Origin of the sequence: Vibrio sp. A1-1 (assembly GCF_021728175.1) — a bacterium.
Taxonomy (GTDB): domain Bacteria; phylum Pseudomonadota; class Gammaproteobacteria; order Enterobacterales; family Vibrionaceae; genus Vibrio; species Vibrio diabolicus.
Window position 1 is genome coordinate 1 of sequence record NZ_JAKKCL010000010.1, and the last position, 20,149, is coordinate 20,149.

The 20,149-nt window shown below is 45.8% G+C and carries 14 protein-coding genes, 5 tRNA genes and 1 rRNA gene; 13 read left to right on the top strand and 7 right to left on the bottom strand.

Going from position 1 to position 20,149, the window contains the following annotated elements; all coding sequences use genetic code 11:
- Positions 1 to 117 (top strand): 5S ribosomal RNA (gene rrf, locus L3V30_RS14650).
- A gap of 91 nt (positions 118 to 208) precedes the next feature.
- Here rrf and ilvY read toward each other — a convergent pair.
- The gene (gene ilvY, locus L3V30_RS14655; protein WP_005379097.1) at positions 209 to 1,099 is read right to left on the bottom strand and encodes an HTH-type transcriptional activator IlvY; all 891 of its coding nucleotides are present in this window, start codon (positions 1,097 to 1,099) and stop codon (positions 209 to 211) included.
- A 143-nt stretch (positions 1,100 to 1,242) separates the two neighbouring features.
- On the opposite strand from ilvY, the gene ilvC reads away from it, so the two are divergent.
- On the top strand, positions 1,243 to 2,727 hold the full coding sequence (ilvC, locus tag L3V30_RS14660) for a ketol-acid reductoisomerase (protein ID WP_237309192.1): 1,485 nt from the start codon (positions 1,243 to 1,245) through the stop codon (positions 2,725 to 2,727).
- Between the two features lie 288 nt (positions 2,728 to 3,015).
- On the opposite strand, the gene L3V30_RS14665 is transcribed toward ilvC, so the two are convergent.
- The 4 genes from L3V30_RS14665 to L3V30_RS14680 form a co-directional block, all read right to left on the bottom strand.
- Positions 3,016 to 3,267, bottom strand: coding sequence for an accessory factor UbiK family protein (locus L3V30_RS14665; RefSeq protein ID WP_005398178.1), 252 nt, complete (start codon positions 3,265 to 3,267; stop codon positions 3,016 to 3,018).
- A gap of 131 nt (positions 3,268 to 3,398) precedes the next feature.
- Positions 3,399 to 6,521: a multidrug efflux RND transporter permease subunit VmeD gene (vmeD, locus tag L3V30_RS14670; protein WP_048624578.1), complete on the bottom strand. Its 3,123-nt coding sequence runs from the start codon at positions 6,519 to 6,521 to the stop codon at positions 3,399 to 3,401.
- Positions 6,522 to 6,533: 12 nt separating this feature from the next.
- Entirely contained in the window at positions 6,534 to 7,640 is a 1,107-nt protein-coding gene (gene vmeC / locus L3V30_RS14675; protein ID WP_005398173.1) for a multidrug efflux RND transporter periplasmic adaptor subunit VmeC, read from the bottom strand.
- Between the two features lie 18 nt (positions 7,641 to 7,658).
- Positions 7,659 to 8,240, bottom strand: a complete 582-nt coding sequence (locus L3V30_RS14680) for a TetR/AcrR family transcriptional regulator (RefSeq protein WP_005398171.1) — start codon at positions 8,238 to 8,240, stop codon at positions 7,659 to 7,661.
- Between the two features lie 168 nt (positions 8,241 to 8,408).
- On the opposite strand from L3V30_RS14680, the gene rep reads away from it, so the two are divergent.
- Positions 8,409 to 10,424 carry a DNA helicase Rep gene (gene rep, locus L3V30_RS14685; RefSeq protein ID WP_109168649.1) on the top strand — a complete coding sequence of 672 codons (2,016 nt, stop codon included), beginning with the start codon at positions 8,409 to 8,411 and terminating at the stop codon, positions 10,422 to 10,424.
- Positions 10,425 to 10,497: 73 nt separating this feature from the next.
- Here rep and L3V30_RS14690 read toward each other — a convergent pair whose 3' ends face one another.
- Positions 10,498 to 10,911, bottom strand: a complete 414-nt coding sequence (locus tag L3V30_RS14690; protein ID WP_237309193.1) for a cytochrome c5 family protein — start codon at positions 10,909 to 10,911, stop codon at positions 10,498 to 10,500.
- A gap of 335 nt (positions 10,912 to 11,246) precedes the next feature.
- Here L3V30_RS14690 and L3V30_RS14695 point away from each other — a divergent pair.
- The 5 genes from L3V30_RS14695 to L3V30_RS14715 all read left to right on the top strand — a co-directional run bounded on the left by L3V30_RS14695 (position 11,247) and on the right by L3V30_RS14715 (position 11,801).
- A tRNA-Arg gene (locus L3V30_RS14695) sits at positions 11,247 to 11,323 on the top strand.
- A 33-nt stretch (positions 11,324 to 11,356) separates the two neighbouring features.
- A tRNA-His gene (locus tag L3V30_RS14700) sits at positions 11,357 to 11,432 on the top strand.
- 69 nt (positions 11,433 to 11,501) lie between these two features.
- Positions 11,502 to 11,578, top strand: a tRNA-Pro gene (locus L3V30_RS14705).
- A gap of 46 nt (positions 11,579 to 11,624) precedes the next feature.
- Positions 11,625 to 11,700, top strand: a tRNA-His gene (locus tag L3V30_RS14710).
- Between the two features lie 24 nt (positions 11,701 to 11,724).
- Positions 11,725 to 11,801: transfer RNA gene (locus tag L3V30_RS14715), tRNA-Pro, on the top strand.
- 340 nt (positions 11,802 to 12,141) lie between these two features.
- On the opposite strand, the gene L3V30_RS14720 is transcribed toward L3V30_RS14715, so the two are convergent.
- Complete coding sequence (locus tag L3V30_RS14720) at positions 12,142 to 12,867, bottom strand: HAD family hydrolase (protein ID WP_005394354.1); 726 nt, start codon at positions 12,865 to 12,867, stop codon at positions 12,142 to 12,144.
- Positions 12,868 to 13,529: 662 nt separating this feature from the next.
- Between L3V30_RS14720 and L3V30_RS14725 the strand changes: the two genes are divergently transcribed.
- The 5 genes from L3V30_RS14725 to L3V30_RS14745 all read left to right on the top strand — a co-directional run bounded on the left by L3V30_RS14725 (position 13,530) and on the right by L3V30_RS14745 (position 20,144).
- Positions 13,530 to 15,245 (top strand): ABC transporter ATP-binding protein, encoded by a 1,716-nt coding sequence (locus L3V30_RS14725; RefSeq protein ID WP_237309194.1) that lies wholly within the window; start codon positions 13,530 to 13,532, stop codon positions 15,243 to 15,245.
- 92 nt (positions 15,246 to 15,337) lie between these two features.
- Complete coding sequence (locus L3V30_RS14730) at positions 15,338 to 16,891, top strand: ABC transporter substrate-binding protein (RefSeq protein ID WP_005394355.1); 1,554 nt, start codon at positions 15,338 to 15,340, stop codon at positions 16,889 to 16,891.
- A 145-nt stretch (positions 16,892 to 17,036) separates the two neighbouring features.
- Positions 17,037 to 18,014 (top strand): ABC transporter permease, encoded by a 978-nt coding sequence (locus L3V30_RS14735; protein WP_031780394.1) that lies wholly within the window; start codon positions 17,037 to 17,039, stop codon positions 18,012 to 18,014.
- A gap of 2 nt (positions 18,015 to 18,016) precedes the next feature.
- Positions 18,017 to 18,973 (top strand): ABC transporter permease, encoded by a 957-nt coding sequence (locus L3V30_RS14740; protein ID WP_005394358.1) that lies wholly within the window; start codon positions 18,017 to 18,019, stop codon positions 18,971 to 18,973.
- Between the two features lie 157 nt (positions 18,974 to 19,130).
- Entirely contained in the window at positions 19,131 to 20,144 is a 1,014-nt protein-coding gene (locus tag L3V30_RS14745; RefSeq protein WP_114323178.1) for an SPOR domain-containing protein, read from the top strand.
- The last annotated feature ends 5 nt before the right edge of the window (positions 20,145 to 20,149 follow it).

Genomic DNA, 20,149 nt, shown 5'->3' on the forward strand with positions numbered 1-20,149 from the left:
CTTGGCGACCATAGCGTTTTGGACCCACCTGATTTCCATGCCGAACTCAGAAGTGAAACGAAATAGCGCCGATGGTAGTGTGGGGCTTCCCCATGTGAGAGTAGGACATCGCCAGGCTTTAAATTTAAGAAGCCCGCTCGAAAGAGCGGGCTTTTTTGCATCTATAGAGTTTTAAAATTAGCTCACTTTATACCTAAAAAGTGTTCATCTAAGGTGCGATATACTTGCTCTCTGCAACCTTCCAAAAGGCTTTAACAAGCGGATTTTCCAGCTGAGTTTTGTTGCAGCAAACACCAAGTTTAAAAGGTTTAATTGGTAAGACTTTTAAACGATTTATCTTTTCTCTTACCGGACTGTTGTTGATTACAACATCAGGTGCGATACCTACTCCACATCCCAATGCAACCATACTTACGATGGCTTCATGTCCGGAGGTTTGTGCGTAGATCTTTGGCTTTATTTTCATTTGTTTGAGCCAAGTATTGGCCCTGTCCCTTGCCGTTCCTGCTTCTGGGAGTATGAATGGAATGACCGACCAGTCTGGTTTTTCTTTTTGTAGCTCTTCAGCAAACGCACTAACCCCAACAGGTACGATGACAGAAAGTGGGATTTCACTGATCGTTTCAAATGCGATTTTATTTGGCATCTGTTCTGACTTGGCTGATATGGCAATATCGGCTTCATCTGCTAGTATTTTGTCGATCGCTTGAGCTGGATCGCCGGTTGATAGTTTGAACTCAATGAAAGGGTTCTGAATACGAAAGTCAGAGATTAGCTCCGGAAGATGGCTGTAGCTTGCAGTAACAGAACAAAAGAGACGGATTTCTCCTTTCAATTCATCCTCGGTTCCCTTCAGGTGACTCTGATACTGCTGCCATTCGCCAAGAATCTTTAAGGCGACTGGGACTAGCTTTTTACCTTGGATAGTTAAATCAACGCTACGGTTGTCGCGTAAAAACAATTGTTGGCTGGTTTCCTCCTCTAATTTTTGTATCTGTCGGCTTAAGGCTGAAGGGCTAATATGCATTGCCGCTGCGGTCTTGGCGAAACTTTTACTCTCACAGAGATGAATGAAAAGTTGCAGGCTTTTGATATTCATTAAATTTTTATTTCCATGTTGCATAAATTGCAATAACTAATTGTGAATATATCACTTTAAGCAATTTCATGTCTGTTTTAGTATGAAGTTATTCGGTAAGGCAATTACTGACCTCAATGGAAGAATCTCAAAGGAGCACCCAGATGGCTAATTATTTCAATACCCTAAACTTGCGCGAGCAGTTGGACCAATTAGGTCGTTGTCGTTTTATGGACCGCAGTGAGTTCGCTTCAGAAGCGGATTATCTGAAAGGTAAGAAAGTAGTCATTGTAGGTTGTGGTGCTCAAGGTCTTAACCAAGGTCTGAACATGCGCGACTCTGGTCTAGACGTTGCTTATGCGCTTCGCCAAGCCGCGATTGATGAGCAACGCCAGTCATTCAAAAACGCAAAAGACAACGGTTTTGAGGTAGGTAGCTACGAAACGCTAATTCCACAAGCTGATCTAATAGTAAACCTTACTCCAGATAAGCAGCACACAAACGTTGTTGAGACGGTAATGCCGCTAATGAAAGAAGGCGCAGCGCTAGGTTACTCACACGGCTTCAACGTTGTTGAAGAGGGCATGCAAATCCGTAAAGACCTAACAGTAGTAATGGTTGCACCTAAGTGCCCGGGCACGGAAGTTCGTGAAGAGTACAAGCGTGGTTTCGGTGTTCCAACTCTTATCGCTGTTCACCCAGAGAACGACCCAAAAGGTGAAGGTTGGGATATCGCGAAAGCTTGGGCTGCAGCAACAGGTGGTCACCGTGCAGGCTGTCTAGAGTCTTCTTTTGTTGCTGAGGTGAAATCTGACCTAATGGGTGAGCAAACTATCCTTTGTGGCATGTTGCAGGCTGGTTCTATCGTATGTTACGAGAAGATGATTGCTGATGGTATCGATCCTGGCTACGCAGGCAAGCTTCTTCAATACGGTTGGGAAACCATCACTGAAGCACTGAAGTTTGGTGGTATCACTCACATGATGGATCGCCTAACGAACCCTGCAAAAGTGAAAGCATTTGAACTTTCTGAAGAGCTAAAAGAGCTGATGCGTCCGCTATACAACAAGCACATGGATGACATTATCACAGGTCACTTCTCTAGCACTATGATGGCTGACTGGGCAAACGACGATGCGAACCTACTAGGCTGGCGTGCAGAAACGGGTGAAACTGCTTTCGAAAACTACCCAGAAACTGACGTAGAAATCTCTGAGCAAGAGTACTTCGATAACGGTATCCTGATGGTTGCTATGGTTCGTGCGGGTGTTGAGCTAGCATTCGAAGCAATGACGGCATCTGGCATCATCGATGAGTCTGCTTACTACGAGTCTCTACACGAGCTGCCACTTATCGCAAACACTATCGCACGTAAGCGTTTATACGAGATGAACGTGGTTATCTCTGATACGGCTGAATATGGTAACTACCTATTTGCTAATGTAGCAACGCCGCTACTGCGTGAAAAATTCATGCCTTCTGTTAGTACAGACGTCATTGGTAAAGGTCTAGGTGAAACGTCTAACCAAGTGGATAACGCGACTCTTATCGCTGTGAATGAAACAATCCGAAACCACCCTGTAGAATATATCGGTGAAGAACTACGTGGTTACATGACTGATATGAAGCGTATCGCGGTGGGCGGCTAAATTACTGGCCTTAAGGTTCCACTTCGGTGTCGAAGGTGCTCGTTTACTATCGTAAAGTCCGCGCCTTCTCCTAGAAATGAAACCTTAATACTGCGTAATTTACTTAGTCTCAAGTAACGCAGTAGATAAACTCCAGGCAGACTGGAGTGATAAATACAAAATAAAACACAACATCTAATCAAAAGGCTTGGTCGCCGTTGACCAAGCTTTTTCTTTTTAGCAACTTATGAAACAAGTCGGTTTAATCCTCATAAAGAAAACGCTCCTTTATGAGGAGCGTTTTAACACTTATTTTTCTGCAAGCTTCTCTTCAAGCTCCGCCAATTTCTGTTCCATTTCTGTCAGCTTTTGACGCGTACGCAGTAAAACTTGAGTCTGAACATCAAACTCTTCGCGGCTTACGACATCTAACTTATTCAGTTGGCCTTGGATTACTTGGCGAACCTTCTGATCAACATCAGAGCCCAACTCTTTTACAGGTTGAGGCATTGAGTCGTGAATCTGTTTAGCAATTTGCTCTAATTTCTTTGGGTCAAACATAGTGGCTAAAACTCCTTTTGATTTGTCCTCATTTTAAGTAAATGATACGTGAAAGTCGCCATTTAGATGGCAAAAAAGAGAGCGGCAATAAAAAAGGTCACCGAAGTGACCTTTTTGAATGCCTTAAAAGCTTATCTGTTATCCGCTAATTCACGGTGGGCTGCTTTCGCTTCATCAACTCGTGCCAACTTCTCCAAGTCTTTGTCTTCAACAAATACTGGCAGTGGTTTGTGTTTTTCTGCTAGGTAGCTGTAAATCACAGGTAGTACGAATAGTGTGAACAATGTACCAATTGCTAGACCAGCAACGATGACGATACCGATACTGAAACGTTGCGCGGCACCTGCACCTGTTGCGTACATCAGCGGGATCAGACCTGCGATCATTGCTGCGGTTGTCATTAGGATAGGGCGAAGACGCACTTTCGCAGCCTCCATCACCGCATCAATACGAGACAGTTTATTATGTAACTGCTCTTCTTTGGCTACTTCACAGATCAAGATACCGTGCTTGGTGATCAGGCCGACCAGCGTGATCAAACCAACCTGCGAATAAATGTTCATTGAGGCCGTACCCCACGCCAACGCGATCAAGGCACCACATATTGCTAGCGGTACAGATACCATGATGACAATAGGGTCGCGGAGTGATTCAAATTGAATCGCCAGAACGAGGAAGATGATCGCAAGTGCAAGACCAAAGGTTGCATACAAGGCACTACCTTCCGTTACAAACTGACGAGATTCGCCCATGTAATCGTGGTTATAGCCTGCAGGCAGTTTGGTTTGTGCGATGTCTTCAAACCAGTTAATTGCATCACCCATAGCAACGTTAGGCGATGGCACCGCACCTACCGTCGCGGAGTTTAACTGGTTGAAGTGTGGCAAAGAGCGAGGCTCTGCTATCACATCAATCGTAATCAAGCTGCTTAATGGGACGGCTTTACCATCAACAGAACGCACATAGTAGTTCTTCATCGACTCTGGGTTTAGACGCCATTTACGTTCAACTTGAGGAATCACTTCATATGAGCGGCCGTTAAGGTCGATACGGTTAACGTAACCATCAGCCATCATGGTGCTGAGAGTGATACCAATATCTTGCATGGTCACACCGTAGGCACCCGCTTTGTCTTTATCGATCTTAATCTTCATGGTTGCTGAATCGTAGTTCAGGTCTAGATCGGAATAGACAAACATTGGACTACTTGCAACATCGGTCAGGATATCGCTAGCGATAGTAAACAAGCTTTCGAAGCTATTTGGTGTCGTAATTACAAACTGGACAGGTAGGCCAGAGCCCGCACCAGGCAGTTCTGGCATTTGGAACGCAGTGACAGACATACCTGGGACACTTGAAACTAGGCCTCCCACACGTTTTGTGATTTCAGATTGACTTGCTTCTCGTTCACTCCATGGCTTCAATGTGGCTAGACCAAACGCTTGGTTTGAGTTCGGCACACCGTTAAATACCTGAGCGTATTCTACTTCTGGCTGATCAGAGAGAATCTTATTCACGTCATCCATGGTGTTTTGGATGTAGTCCAAGTTCGCGTTTGATGGTGCGGTACCCATCAGAACAACCACACCTTTATCTTCGGACGGCGCCAGCTCACTAGGAATAAACTTAAATAGAATCGGTAAGCTCGCAAATACAATTATCGCAAATGCAATTACAACAGGACGGTGAGCCATGACTGCTGTAAGCATTTTCTCATAGCGATTAGTCATGCCATCAAGGATATGATGAACTTTTTGCTCAAACTTGCTCGGTTTTTCATTCGCCTTCAGCATCTTTGAACACATCATAGGTGATAGCGTTAAAGCGATGATACCGGACACAAATACCGAACCTGCTAGCGTTAAAGCGAACTCTTTGAACAACGAGCCTGTAATACCGCCCATCAACGCGATTGGTGCGTATACCGCACCTAGCGTTAATGTCATCGCAATAACTGGCACTGCAATTTCACGCGTACCAATGATTGCTGCACGGAATGGTGACTCGCCTTCTTTGATATGACGATCCACGTTTTCTAGTACCACGATCGCGTCATCCACCACCAGACCGATGGCAAGTACCATCGCCAGTAGTGTCATCAAGTTCCAAGAGAAGCCCATTGCCTGCATAACCATCGCTACACCAATCAAAGAGAGTGGAATAGTGACGATAGGAATGATGACCGCACGGAACGAACCTAGGAACAGTGTGATCACTACAAGTACGATAATTGCCGCTTCAAGAATCGTTTTCACTACTTCGTGAATTGACTCGTTGATCGCAATGGTAGAGTCGTACATCACGTTCATTTTGATGTTACTTGGTAAGTTGCGCTCAAGTTGAGGTAATAATTCAAGTACATCAGCAGCGATGTTGATTGGGTTGGCACTTGGCGCGGCGTTGATTGCAGCAACCACGGCTTCTTGGCCGTTTGCACTTGCACGGTAAACGTCGTGGCTCTTCTCAAGTGTTACCTTCGCGATATCACCTAAGCGAATAACGTCCCCTTCACCCGTTTTTACGACCAACGCTTCAAGCTCAGCAACGTTTGATACCTGAGTATCCGCGCTGCCGTTATAAAGCACGAACTCACCCGTCGCTTGACCCGTCGCAGATTGGTAGTTGTTGGCGTTAAGAACGCTCATCACATCCGTTGCAGTCAGCTTTAATGCGCCCATTTTTGCTGGATCTAGCCATACGCGCAGCGCGTATTTCATACCACCGTAAAGGTCGACTTTTGATACACCATTTACAGTGAATAGCTGTGGGTTGATTACACGCTCAAGGTAGTCGGTGATCTGGCTGGAAGACAACTCGTCACTGGTAAAACCAATATACAATACCGCGGTAGTTGAACCAGTCGACATCGTTACAGTCGGGTCTTCAGCTTCTTTTGGAAGCTGGGAACGTACCGAGTTAGTTTTCGCTAAGATGTCAGCCAATGCCGCGTTCGGGTCGGTATTCAACTTCATGTTGACGGTAATGGTTGATTTACCTAACACCGATTGCGAGGTCATATAATCAATATTATCGGCTTGCGCCACCGCTTGCTCCAATGGCTGAGTAATAAAGCCCTGGATCAAGTTGGCACTTGCACCGTAGTAACTGGTGGTCACGGTGACCACTGTATTCGTCATTTCAGGGTATTCACGAACTTGCATTTTGAACACGGCTTGCAAACCAAGCAATGCAATCAAAAAACTGATCGATACCGCTAAAACTGGACGTTTTATAAAAACATCTGTAAAGCGCATGATGCCTCCAACTTAAAGCATTGGTGTTTCAGCAGGTGGGGTAGTTGCATCGCTTTCGACAATGCTTACTTTTGCGTGGTTACTTAAACGGACTTGACCCGATGTCACCACTACATCACCTGGCTTCACGCCTTCTAGAATGTGTGCGATATCTTTAGAGCGTTCGCCAACTTTTACCACATGCTGCTTAACGCGTTTCTCACCATCTTCTTCCGTTACGATGTAAACATTGTCGCCGTATAGCGTAAACGTGATCGCAGTTTGAGGCAGAGTGACCTGATTTTCTAATTTAGGCAGAATGATGTTTGCACGTGCGAACATACCACTACGCAGTTTGCCATCACTGTTAGGGATATCTGCTTGAACCTGAATCAAGCCACTTTGTACGTTAACCGCAGGCTCAATTGCAGAAATTGAACCTTTGAAGGGCTGATCTGGGTAGGCATCCACGAAGATATCCACTTCTTGGTCGATATTGATACGTGAAATATCGGTTTGCGGCACGGTAAAGCGTAAGCGCATCACGCTGGTGTCTTCCAGGCGAACAATATCGGTACCCGCTTGTAGGTACTGACCTAGGTACACGTTACGAATACCTACTACACCATCAAATGGCGCTTTGATCTCGCGTCGGTCGATGGTCGCTTTCAAGCTTTCAATGTCCGCTTTTAAGGAGAAGTAGTTCGCTTCTGCTTCGTCATACGCTTCTTTAGAAATAGAGCCTTTTTTAAATAGCCCTTGGTAGCGTTTGTATTTCGCTTCAGCTGCTGGCAACTTGGCTTGCGAGCTCTTTAAATTCGCTTTCTCAACGTCAGAGTCAAGCAGTACTAATGGCTGACCTGCTTTGACTTGAGTGCCGGAATCAAATGCGATTTTGTCGATAACACCACTGGTTTCGTTTGCGACCGTCACACCTTGGTTTGGTTCGATAAAACCGATAGCCTCGATCACTGGTACCCAATCAACCGCTTGTACTTCCGTCACGGTTACTGGGAACTCAGGTTCAGGACGGTTTGCCATGTATTCAGCAATCTTTTGTTGCTTAAATAAATTGAAACCTATCACGCTGCCGAACAAGAGAACGGCGATAAGTAACATAAAGAAAGTCCACTTTTTCATTCTATTAAGAACTCCAAGTTAGTGTTTAATAATTGCATCCCAACTGGCTTCAATAGCAGCTTCTAATGCCGCCTTATCCAGTTGATAAAATCCCAAAGCGTGTTTCCTAGCAAGTGCAACACTTGCCTCAAAACTCAATCCAGAAAGCACTTCGTTATCGAGAGGCTTGAATACGCCCTCTTCTTTCCCCTGATTAAAAAGAAGATCTACTTGGGCAAACATTTGTCTTTCAAGTTCCCGAGCTTTGCTACTATTTGAACAGGGTAGAGACTCATATTGAACTCGATTGCTGAGCGCATTTAAATTCGAGCTCGCTAGATTCCAAATATTGAGCCACATGGTTCGATATCGCTGTTTTAAAGGCATCTCTTCACTCACGCCCAGTTGCACAGCCGTAGCGACGCGCTTTGCAACGTTAAGGCGTAACTCCTCCAAAAGATGTTCTTTATCTGAGAAATAACGATAAATCGTTCCTGCTGCGACACCTGCTTCATTGGCGAGCTTTTGCATGGAAAGCCCTTGAAAGCCCGATTCAGCAATGAGTTGCTCTGCAGCGACTAAGATTTGTTCTCGCTTATCTACAGCAGGGTTATCCTTCATAATCCTACCACTAGTGAATGAACGTTCATTCATTATAGCTCAAATACCCGCCTTTTATGCAACAGAATGTTGCGCTTGTTGGTATGAAAATTACAAGAAATCAGCGTAGCTTTCACGAGGCCACCCCTTTATCATAGGCGCCACATTTATCACCCGCAGAGAATTTCTATGAAGCTGAACCCTAGTCAAGATGAAGCCGTGAAATACGTGTCTGGTCCATGCCTAGTGCTAGCTGGTGCTGGCTCGGGCAAAACTCGTGTTATTACCAATAAAATCGCTTATCTGGTTCAGCAATGTGGCTACAAAGCGCGTAATATTGCAGCGGTGACGTTTACCAACAAAGCGGCGCGTGAAATGAAAGAACGTGTCGGCCAAACGTTGGGGAAAGCCGAGTCTAAAGGTTTGATGGTATCAACGTTCCACACCTTGGGATTAAACATCATCAAACGCGAATACAAGCATTTAGGGTTGAAAGCGGGCTTTTCACTGTTTGATGACCAAGACCAACTGGCGCTACTCAAGGAACTTACCGAAAAGCAGCTTGATGGTGATAAAGATCTGCTACGTCAGCTTCTGAGTTGTATTTCCAATTGGAAAAACGACATGTTGACGCCAGAGCAAGCCAAAGCGCGTGCGCAAGGTGAGCAGCAACAATTGTTTGCGTTCTGCTTTGATATGTACCAAAAGCAAATGAAAGCCTATAACGCGCTCGATTTTGATGACCTAATTTTGATGCCCGTTTTACTTTTGCGCAATCATGAAGACGTTCGTCAACGTTGGCAGAACCGCATCCGTTATCTACTGGTTGATGAGTACCAAGATACCAACACGAGTCAATATGAGTTGGTGAAATTAATCGTCGGTGAACGTGGGCGATTGACGGTCGTAGGAGATGATGACCAGTCCATTTATTCATGGCGTGGTGCGAAGCCTCAGAACCTAGTCTTGCTGGGTGAAGATTACCCGAATTTGCGATTGATTAAGTTGGAGCAAAATTACCGCTCTACGAGTCGAATCCTGCGTGCGGCCAACATTTTGATAGCCAACAACCCTCACGTCTATGAGAAGTCCTTATTTTCAGAAATTCCTGACGGTGAAAAACTCAAAGTGTTGTTGGCTAAAAATGAAGAGCATGAGGCTGAGCGTGTCACGGGGGAGTTGATTGCACACAAATTCTTGAATCGAACCGACTATCGTGATTACGCAATTTTGTACCGTGGTAACCACCAATCACGCTTAATTGAAAAGTCTCTGATGCAAAACCGTGTGCCTTATAAAATTTCTGGTGGCACCTCGTTTTTTGCACGAGCAGAAATTAAAGACATCATGGCGTATTTGCGTGTTTTGGTTAATCCAGATGACGACAATGCATTCTTACGCATTGTGAATACACCACGACGTGAAATTGGCCCAGTAACGTTAGAAAAGCTAGGCAGTTATGCCAATATGCGTGGGAAGAGCCTGTTTGAGTCGAGTTTTGAAATGGGGCTCGAACAGCACTTAACGGGACGCGGTCTGGAAAACTTACGTCGTTTCACCCAATGGTTAGTGGCGATTGCTGACCAAGCTGAGCGTGGCGATACCGTCGAAGCGGTTCGCTCCTTGGTTCGCGATATCCATTACGAAGATTGGTTATACGAAACTTCAGCAAGCCCGAAAGCCGCTGAAATGCGAATGAAGAACGTTTCTGATCTTTACTCCTGGATAGTGGCGGACCTAGAAGGTGACAACTACGATCAAGAAGAGAAAACGTTAAAAGAAGTCGTTCAGCGTTTGACCTTGCGTGACATGATGGAACGTGGCGAAGAAGATGAAGACAGCGATGCAGTACAACTGATGACGCTGCATGCATCAAAAGGCCTTGAGTTCCCATATGTATACTTAATTGGGTCTGAAGAAGGTATTTTACCGCACCAAACCAGTATTGATGAAGATAACGTCGAAGAAGAGCGTCGTCTGATGTATGTTGGCATTACCCGTGCGCAGCGTGAACTGACTTTCACTATGTGCAAAGAGCGTCGACAGTTCGGCGAGTTGATAAAACCGACTCAAAGCCGATTTTTGGATGAGTTGCCATTTGATGACGTTGAATGGGAAGCCAATAAAAAGCCAGTATCAGCAGAAGAGCGTATGGCGAAAGGTCAGGCACACATTGCCAATATTCGAGCAATGTTTAAGAAATAGAGTAACCTTGTGCTCACTGACTAAAAACAAAAAGGCTTGCCAGTTGGCAAGCCTTTTTCGTTGATGTCTTTACTTATAGACCTTCAATCATGTGGTCGATTGCTGCGATGACTTCATCGTCAGAACAGTCCATACAGGTTCCTTTGGCAGGCATCGCATTGAAGCCTTCTAACGCGTGCTTCACTAACGTCTCTTTGCCTTGTGCAATACGCGGTGCCCAGTCATCGGCATTACCTGTTTTAGGTGCGCCGTTTACACCAGATGCGTGACAAGCAATACAAAAAGTACCATAAACTGTGGCGCCATCACGTGGACCGGTTGGTTCTTCTTTCACTGGCTCAGAACCCGCTAGATAAACATCACCGACAGGTTGGATGCGTTCTGCGATCGCATCGTATTCAGTTTGGCTGATGTCAGAAGCTAAAGCTGCCGTAGAAAACGTTAAGGCAGCGAACAAAACGCTAATCATTTGTCGAGACATATCCATTAAACCCACTTCACATTCCCGAGGTAAGTGACTTACCTATTTATATAGTTAGAGTATTAATGCCGAGCAGAGAAATCACTAAATTCCACTGAATGGCATAGAATGATTAGACAACTTGGTTGCAGCTGTTAAATCAATGTAAATAATGGGTGATTATATCCCGATAACTTGTTGCAATAAACAACAAGTTATCCATGACAGGGCGTGAATCACATCAAAAATTCAGTTTAAAGGAAGATAACTGTCGAAAAAGAGACCAAACGATAAAAAAAGTAAAAAAAGTACTAGACGGCATAGTGTGATATCCGTATTATTCCACTCCGCCGATAGGGCATGCGCCCGTAGCTCAGTTGGATAGAGCGTTGGCCTCCGGAGCCAAAGGTCGAAGGTTCGAATCCTTTCGGGCGTACCATTGCCTCGGAGGATACATCGGTAAAAATCAGTGGTGGCTATAGCTCAGTTGGTAGAGCCCCGGATTGTGATTCCGGTTGTCGCGAGTTCAAGTCTCGTTAGCCACCCCATTCTTTCTTTTTTAGATTGAATGCGGTAGCATTGCTCCCAATCTTGATTAAATCAAGATAAAACATCGTCGGTGAATAGCGCAGTTTGGTAGCGCATCTGGTTTGGGACCAGAGGGTCGGGGGTTCGAATCCCTCTTCACCGACCACTATTTAGTTTATGGCTGAGATAGCGGTAAACATGACAATTTGATGGTGGCTATAGCTCAGTTGGTAGAGCCCCGGATTGTGATTCCGGTTGTCGCGAGTTCAAGTCTCGTTAGCCACCCCATTCTTTATTTAAAGAATACATGCTCGGTGAATAGCGCAGTTTGGTAGCGCATCTGGTTTGGGACCAGAGGGTCGGGGGTTCGAATCCCTCTTCACCGACCACTATTAGAAAGCCTGCTTTTTAGCAGGCTTTCGTCGTTTTAGAGTTTATTACATCGCTTGGGCGACTATTAGTCGACAGTATTTCAAAGGATTTGAACCCAAGTGGGGTTCGCCTGAAGTTAGAATTCGGCTCTTCACCGACCGCTATTTAGAGCCCCAGTCGAAAGACTGGGGCTTTTTTGCATCTACCCTCTTAAAAGCATCTGCATTCGATTTCAATTTCACCAAAAGTGTACAGCTCTAGGGGCTTTTGACCACCTATGATCCAAATGCTTTTCGAGCGGACAAAATAAACCCCAGAACGACGTCTGGGGTTTTGTGTTTTTCTAATCCACTACTTTTATTGGGCGAGTGTTTTAAGGATTTCTCTCAGCTCTACCGTTTCTTGGATTTCAAAATTTGGCGTTATATCTGTTGAGTTACTTGCGCCTGTCGCATTTACCCACACACTCAAAATGCCCATATTGTTAGCGCCTGCTATATCTGCTGGTAAAGAGTCGCCAATGTGCAGGGCTTCTTCTGGTTTTACTTCGACCAAGTCGAGCGCTTTTTGGAAAATGCTCGCAGCGGGCTTCTCTTCAGGCTCTTCTCCCCCCACAATAATATGGTCCACCCAGTCGCTCATCTGTGTCGCACTGAGTTTAGGGTGTTGAGAAAAAATCGGGCCGTTAGTGATCACGACGAGTTTATAATGCTGACGAAGATCGCTGAGCATTTCTTTTACACCAGGGAAGAAAGTGAACGCACCCATACGTGCAGAGTCAAAGTAGTCTTGAGCTTGTTGAGCCTCTTCGGCATTAATGCTGACTCCGTGCTCCGCCAATATGTTTTGGATCAGGCCACAACGGAACGCGTTTTCATCAGGTAGCAGAGCCACAAGGTGAGGGAATTCCGCATTCAGCTTCTTGTATACACCCTGTAAGTAGCGCTGTAAAAAAGCTTGTGGTTCGGTAACTTGCGGGTAGGTCTTATGAATCCAAGTCGTAAACTTTTGTCCTGCAACTTTATCGGCTTGTGACGTCGCACATAAAGTCTCGTCCATATCAAAAAAAATCGCTTTAAGCACAGGGGCTCCTTTCATTTACAGCTTGGCTCTAACATTGATTATCTATTATCCCACTCTGAATTGTGCCGTAAAGGGTTAAAACCGACGTGTTTCACCTACAATGGGAGAGTGATGGTAACCGCACTTTCTTTTGTTTAGTCAACAAACCGCTTAAGCGGCGCATAATCGTCGTCGACAGAGGATTTGTGTGGTTTTGCTGTTGTGTTCACGTTTTAGCCTATCCTTTCTCTTTCTAAGTTTGGCTTTTTATATTTGCCGACTATTTTATTAATAGTTTTTTATGTTGAAAAATTGCTTTTCGCATACGATATTGTTTGTTAAATGTTAATAATTGCACATGAATAGTATGGTTAATGGTCCTGGTTGGCTCGTGCTTATTTTTAGAGCATTTTTCTAGTTTTATTGGTGCATGGCGCACAAAAATAGTGTGATATGAAAATGGTTAAATAATTGTTAATGCATTTTTATTCGCTCATTGTGCGTTTATTTAATGTTTTCTCGGCGGAATATACTTTAATTGTTGCTTTTTTGTGTGATTTTTGCCAAATTGTTTCCGCATTAAGATTTCAGAGTATTATTCTGAATTTGAACGGATTCATTCAGGTGATGAATGGTGCCTTTGGCGCGATTCGATACCACAGACAAGGCAGTAGAGGTCTGAAATGTCACTATTAGAAGTGAAAAACCTTCGTATTGAATACCCATCCCGACACGGCGTTCACGCTGCCGTGAAGTCACTTTCTTTTCATATTGAACGTGGTGAAATCGTGGGTGTTGTTGGCGAATCAGGTGCGGGTAAATCCACCGTTGGTAACGCCGTTATTGATTTGCTTAGCCCTCCAGGTCGCGTTGCTAGCGGCGATGTTTTCTTGGATGGAGAAAAAATTTCTGGTTTATCACCAGAAGCGATGCGTAAGGTTCGCGGATCGAAGATTGGTTTTATTTTCCAAGATCCAATGACCTCACTTAACCCACTTTTTACGGTTGAGCAGCAGCTGAAAGAGACGATCCACGCCAACATGAAAGTCTCTGATGAAGAGGCGTATCAGCGTGCGCTTTCTCTGATGCAGCAAGTTGGCATCCCGCAGCCAGAAAACCGCTTAAAACAATACCCACACCAATTCTCTGGTGGTATGCGTCAGCGTGTCGTCATTGCGATTGCTTTGGCTGGTGAGCCAGATCTGATCATTGCGGACGAACCAACTACGGCGTTAGACGTTTCTATCCAAGACCAAATCCTCAACTTGATCCGAGAATTGTGTATCAAGAACAATGTCGGCTGTATGCTGGTTACTCACGATATGGGTGTGGTCTCCAACGTCACTGACCGCGTCGCGGTAATGTATCGTGGTGACTTGGTGGAGTTTGGACCAACAACCAAAGTGTTGGGCGATCCTGATCACTCCTATACTCGCAGTCTAATTTCAGCCGTTCCACGTTCAGACAGAAAGCTAGATCGCTTCCCTTTGGTAAGCTACATCGAAGAGGCGGCAGAAATGGAGCCACTCGACGTCAAGAATCACTGGCTAGGACAAAGCCAGGATGAGCGCGAGTACACAGGCCCGCTTTTAGACGTGAAGAACGTTAATCTACGCTTTGTCACCAAAGACTCTTTATTTGAAAGCCGTCGCGAATACGTGCAGGCATCCAATAATGTGAGCTTTGAAGTGCATGAAGGCGAAACCTTTGGTTTGGTGGGTGAGTCTGGCTCTGGTAAATCAACCATTGCGCGAGTTATTGCTGGTTTATACCAACCTAACTCTGGTCAGGTGAAGTTTGAGGGTATTGACCTGACAGCTTTAACCTCTGAGAAAGAACGCCGCCCAATGCGTCGTCAGATGCAGATGGTGTTCCAAAACCCGTATACCTCAATGAACCCTCGTATGAAGGTATTCGATATTATTGCTGAGCCAATCCGTTTTCATAAACTGACGAAAAACGAGTCGGAAACTCGCCAAATCGTGAATGACCTATTGGATCATGTTGGTTTGGGTCGCATGGCTGGGCTTAAGTATCCTCATGAATTCTCCGGTGGTCAGCGTCAGCGTATTTCTATTGCGCGTGCGTTGGCGACTCGTCCTCGACTTTTGATTTGTGATGAACCGACATCGGCACTGGACGTATCGGTACAGGCACAAATTCTAAACTTGCTGAAAGATCTGCAAAGTGAGCTGAACTTGACTATGTTGTTTATCAGCCACGATTTACCCGTTATTCGCCAGATGTGTGACCGAGTAGGTGTGATGCAAATGGGTACACTGTTAGAAGTGGCACCAACAGAACAGTTATTCACGGCACCTCAACACGAATACAGCAAAAAATTGATTTCTCTGATGCCTGAATTTACAGGCTTGCGAGAAGAGATCGAGACGGCATAAACCAAGCCCCTCGCTTGGCTAACCTTTAGTCATAACAAAGACGCAAACACAACAACAAGGGATCCGTATCCCCGCATGAAGGAGTTATGCAAATGAAAACCATGAAAAGCAAATTAGCAGTGGCGCTAATGGCGGCGGGCCTAAGCTTTAATGCACTGGCAGCAGATATCAAAGTTGGCTACGCAGCTGACCCAGTATCGCTTGACCCACATGAGCAGCTATCAGGTGGCACACTGCAAATGTCACACATGGTATTTGATCCGTTGGTTCGCTTTACTCAAAAAATGGATTTCGAACCTCGTCTAGCAGAGAGCTGGGAGCGCATTAACGATACTACTGTTCGTTTCAAACTGCGTGAAGGTGTGAAGTTCCACTCTGGTAATACCCTAACGGCTGACGACGTTGTATGGACGTTTGAGCGTCTACAAAGTTCTCCTGATTTTAAAAACATTTTCGACCCGTACGAGAAAATCGTCAAAGTGGACGACAACACGTTCGATCTTGTAACCAAAGGTCCTTACCCACTAGTTCTGCAAACTGCAACGTACATTTTCCCTATGGACAGCAAGTTCTATACGGGTAAAACCGCAGACGGCAAAGACAAGTCTGAACTAGTGAAGCACGGTAACTCATTCGCATCGACTAACGTTTCTGGCACGGGTCCGTTCATCGTGACATCACGTGAGCAGGGCGTAAAAGTGGAATTTGAACGCTTTAAAGATTACTGGGACAAAGAGTCGAAAGGTAACGTTGATAAGCTAACGCTTGTTCCAATCAAAGAAGATGCGACTCGTGTAGCTGCGCTACTTTCTGGCGGCGTTGACATGATTCACCCGGTAGCACCAAACGATCACAAACGTGTGAAAGACGCAGACGGCATCGATCTAGTAACGCTACCAGGTACTCGTATCATCACGTTCCAACTAAACCAAAACAGCAACGAAGCACTGAAAGACGTTCGCGTTCGCCAAGCGATTGTTCACGCAATCAACAACGAAGGCATCGTTAAGAAAATCATGAAAGGCTTCGCGACAGCAGCTGGTCAGCAGAGTCCAACTGGTTACGTTGGTCACGATGACAAGCTAGTACCTCGCTACGATCTGAAGAAAGCAAAACAACTGATGAAAGAAGCGGGTTATGAGAACGGCCTGACGCTAACTATGATTGCGCCAAACAACCGCTACGTAAACGATGCGAAAGTAGCGCAAGCGGCAGCGGCAATGTTGTCTAAGATTGGCATCAAGGTTGATCTGAAAACTATGCCAAAAGCGCAATACTGGCCTGAGTTTGATAAGTGTGCGGCAGACATGCTGATGATTGGTTGGCACTCGGATACAGAGGACTCGGCAAACTTCAACGAGTTCCTAACCATGACTCGTAACGAAGAAACCGGTCGTGGTCAGTACAACTGTGGTCACTACTCAAACCCAGAAATGGACAAAGTGGTTGAAGCTGCAAACGTAGAGACGGACCCTGCGAAACGTGCAGCAATGCTGAAAGGTGTCGAAGCGACGCTATACAACGATGCTGCATTCGTACCGCTGCACTGGCAAAGTGAAGCATGGGGCGCGAAGTCTAACGTGAAAGCCGCAGACATCGTGAACCCAATGGTAATGCCTTACTTTGGCGACCTAGTTGTCGAGTAATCATACTTAGTCATGACAGAGAGGGGCGCCAGTCCTTCTCTGTTTTCGACACTTGGCTCGGTTTATTTCAGTCGGATTGAGCCAGTTTTACAGACTGAATTTTCTCTCTAAGTTTAGAGATCTATGGATAGTTAAGGGGCAAGGAATGTTTTCGTTTCTGGTCAAGCGCCTGTTTCAGGCACTGATAGTGATGTTTGTGATCAGTTTGGTGGCGTTTGCCATTCAGGACAACCTGGGTGATCCGCTGCGTGAGCTTGTAGGTCAGTCGGTTTCGGAATCGGAGCGCCAAGCGCTACGTGACGAATTGGGCCTGAACGATCCCTTTATCACAAAGTACACGCGCTTTGTGGGTAATGCACTGCAAGGTGATTTGGGTACATCATACTTTTTCAAGCGACCTGCGGTTGAGGTGATCCTCGATAAGCTGGTGGCAACATTAGAGCTCGTGTTTGGCGCGACGCTCATCATTATCGTTTTCTCTATACCGCTCGGGGTGTATTCCGCGATTCACCCGAAGAGTGTCTTTACCAAATTTGTTATGGCGATGAGTAGTGTCGGCATCTCGATTCCGGTGTTCCTAACCGCAATCATGCTAATGTACGTCTTCTCCATCGAACTCGGCTGGCTGCCTTCCTACGGGCGAGGTGAAACCGCTAACGTGCTCGGTTGGGAATCTGGCTTCTTTACCATCGATGGTATTAAGCACCTTATCCTGCCGTGTATTGCGCTAGCGTCTATCATGCTGCCGTTGTTCATCCGTCTTGTACGTTCAGAAATGCTGGAAGTACTGAGCTCGGAATACATTAAGTTCGCCAAAGCAAAAGGTTTGAACTTACAAAAGATTTACTACCAACATGCACTTAAGAACACCATGCTGCCAGTACTGACGGTAGGTGGCGTGCAGATTGGTACCATGGTGGCTTACACCATCCTAACCGAAACCGTATTCCAGTGGCCGGGTACAGGCTTTCTTTTCCTAGAGGCAATCAACCGTGTCGATACACCGTTGATCACAGCTTACGTTATCTTTGTTGGTCTGATTTTCGTGGTAACCAATACCATCGTTGATTTGCTGTACGGCATCATCAACCCAACTGTGAACTTAACTGGAAAAGGAGCTTAATCATGAGCCAATCAAATGTAACACCAGCTCCTGAAGCCGCTCCATCTGCATGGCAGCGTTTTAAAGAGTCGGACTTCTTGTATTACTTCAAGCGCGACAAAGTGGCGATGGCAAGTTTTACGGTCTTTATGATGTTCTTAGTGTTGGCATTAGCTGCGCCAATTCTAGCTCCGACTGACCCGTATGATCTAACGTCTATCGACATCATGGATTCAGAGCTACCACCGTCTTGGATGGAAGAGGGCGATGAGCGTTTTGTTCTTGGTACGGATGAGCAAGGCCGTGATATTTTATCGACCATTCTTTACGGTTCTCGTCTGTCTTTGACGATCGGCTTTTTAGCCGTCGGTCTTCAGTTGATTCTGGGTATCATCATTGGTTTGTCGGCGGGTTACTTCGGTGGTCGTATCGATAGCTTCTTGATGCGCTTTGCGGATGTTCAACTATCGTTCTCAACCATGATGGTGGCGATCATCGTATCGGCCATTTTCAAAGCCAGCTTTGGCAGCGATTTTTACAGCCAATACGCGGTGGTGATGCTGGTGGTGATCATCGGTGTGGCTGAATGGCCGCAATACGCACGTACCATTCGTGCTTCAGTACTGGCTGAGAAGAAGAAGGAATACGTAGAAGCGGCACGAGTGATGGGCTTTAAAGCGCCACGCATCATGTTCCGTCACATCCTGCCAAACTGTCTATCACCAATCTTGGTTATCTCGACGGTACAGGTAGCGAATGCGATCATGTCGGAAGCGGCACTGTCATTCCTAGGTTTGGGTCTTCCTGTTGATCAGCCGTCACTAGGTGCGCTGATCAGCATCGGCTTTAACTACATCTTCTCAGGTGCGTGGTGGATTACTGCCTTCCCAGGCATCGTGTTGGTTACACTGGTTCTGGTTATCAACTTATTGGGTGACTGGTTACGAGATGTATTCAACCCGAAACTGTACAAAGGTTAAGAATTTTCCCGCCAAGCGTTGTAAATTCGCTTAATTCCTTCCTAAACTGAGAGCCGGATGCAAATTCCGGCTCTTTTTTTGCTAGTTATTCTTTGTTCACATTTTTTTGGCGCTTTGCCGCCATAATGACCTTACCCACTAATTTAGAGTGAAGTGTATGGAAATGAAGAAGGCACAACACCCATCTCGTATCTTCCAAGCAAGCCTAGCTTTCGGCTTGTTGCTGGTATGCGCCCAGTTTTCTAGCCCAGTATCGGCGGAGGAGTTCCTTTGCCAAGCTACTCAAGCGAGCGAGAAAGAACTGCCGATGCTTGAGAAAACGTGCCCAATTGGTAACGGAGTATGGGGAAAGAAAGTGCCGCAAGGAGGCAACTACCTCTACTGGATTCAATGCGGATTACTACCAAAGCCAATGTCACTCGCGAAAGCAAAGCCGCTTTACAGCAAGATTACGACTGACGTGTGGATGAAGCCGGAGTCCAAAGGTTATCGCTGTTTGATTGGGCCTTACAAAGATCTGTCTGATGCGAGAGGGGATTTGCGAGGAGTCAAAACCTTGTCGAATTACAAAGAGGCGTTCATCCGCGTGGTTGGAAAAGAGAATAAACAGTCTACGACACCATCTAAACCTGCTGTGCCGTCGAAATCAGCCGCATCTTCGGTTAAGCCAACACCGACGGTGACCCCGAAATCCGCGCCAGTTCCTGCCGTGCGAGCTGATACCGACGCCTTTACAGCGCCGGCAGAGAAGTCAAAGACCAAGGTAAAAAATACACGTGATAATTCTTCGTCCAAGCCTGCTGCTAAGACCAAAGCGAAGCCAGTTGTGAGCGGGAATGATGACATTGAAGTTCGGTTGAGAACCTCCTTACAAGGCAAAACGTACGTGGTGCCGTACTTACTCGACCACCACAATCAGTTTTACATGGAATACGGCAAGCCGTGGAATCGTCTCAACTACGAAAACTCGCAAAAAGTATGTCAGCAACTGGGTATGAGCTTAGCCAGCCCTGCAGAATTCAAAGTGTTGAGGGCGTCTGGTGTGATGGAAAAAAATCAATGGCCACTGCAACTGCCGTATTGGGGCAAAGATAAGAAAGGTTTGTTCGCAGATCGTGAGCCAAACCAGCTCACCGGAACCTCATTATTGAACGTAGTGTGCGTGAAATAACGACT

Excerpts from the sequence above, each read along its gene's own strand:
- ilvY (WP_005379097.1), bottom strand. The coding sequence starts at position 1,099 with ATGAATATCAAAAGCCTGCAACTTTTCATTCATCTCTGTGAGAGTAAA.
- ilvC (WP_237309192.1), top strand. The coding sequence starts at position 1,243 with ATGGCTAATTATTTCAATACCCTAAACTTGCGCGAGCAGTTGGACCAA.
- L3V30_RS14665 (WP_005398178.1), bottom strand. The coding sequence starts at position 3,267 with ATGTTTGACCCAAAGAAATTAGAGCAAATTGCTAAACAGATTCACGAC.
- vmeD (WP_048624578.1), bottom strand. The coding sequence starts at position 6,521 with ATGCGCTTTACAGATGTTTTTATAAAACGTCCAGTTTTAGCGGTATCG.
- vmeC (WP_005398173.1), bottom strand. The coding sequence starts at position 7,640 with ATGAAAAAGTGGACTTTCTTTATGTTACTTATCGCCGTTCTCTTGTTC.
- L3V30_RS14680 (WP_005398171.1), bottom strand. The coding sequence starts at position 8,240 with ATGAAGGATAACCCTGCTGTAGATAAGCGAGAACAAATCTTAGTCGCT.
- rep (WP_109168649.1), top strand. The coding sequence starts at position 8,409 with ATGAAGCTGAACCCTAGTCAAGATGAAGCCGTGAAATACGTGTCTGGT.
- L3V30_RS14690 (WP_237309193.1), bottom strand. The coding sequence starts at position 10,911 with ATGGATATGTCTCGACAAATGATTAGCGTTTTGTTCGCTGCCTTAACG.
- L3V30_RS14725 (WP_237309194.1), top strand. The coding sequence starts at position 13,530 with ATGTCACTATTAGAAGTGAAAAACCTTCGTATTGAATACCCATCCCGA.
- L3V30_RS14730 (WP_005394355.1), top strand. The coding sequence starts at position 15,338 with ATGAAAACCATGAAAAGCAAATTAGCAGTGGCGCTAATGGCGGCGGGC.
- L3V30_RS14735 (WP_031780394.1), top strand. The coding sequence starts at position 17,037 with ATGTTTTCGTTTCTGGTCAAGCGCCTGTTTCAGGCACTGATAGTGATG.
- L3V30_RS14740 (WP_005394358.1), top strand. The coding sequence starts at position 18,017 with ATGAGCCAATCAAATGTAACACCAGCTCCTGAAGCCGCTCCATCTGCA.
- L3V30_RS14745 (WP_114323178.1), top strand. The coding sequence starts at position 19,131 with ATGGAAATGAAGAAGGCACAACACCCATCTCGTATCTTCCAAGCAAGC.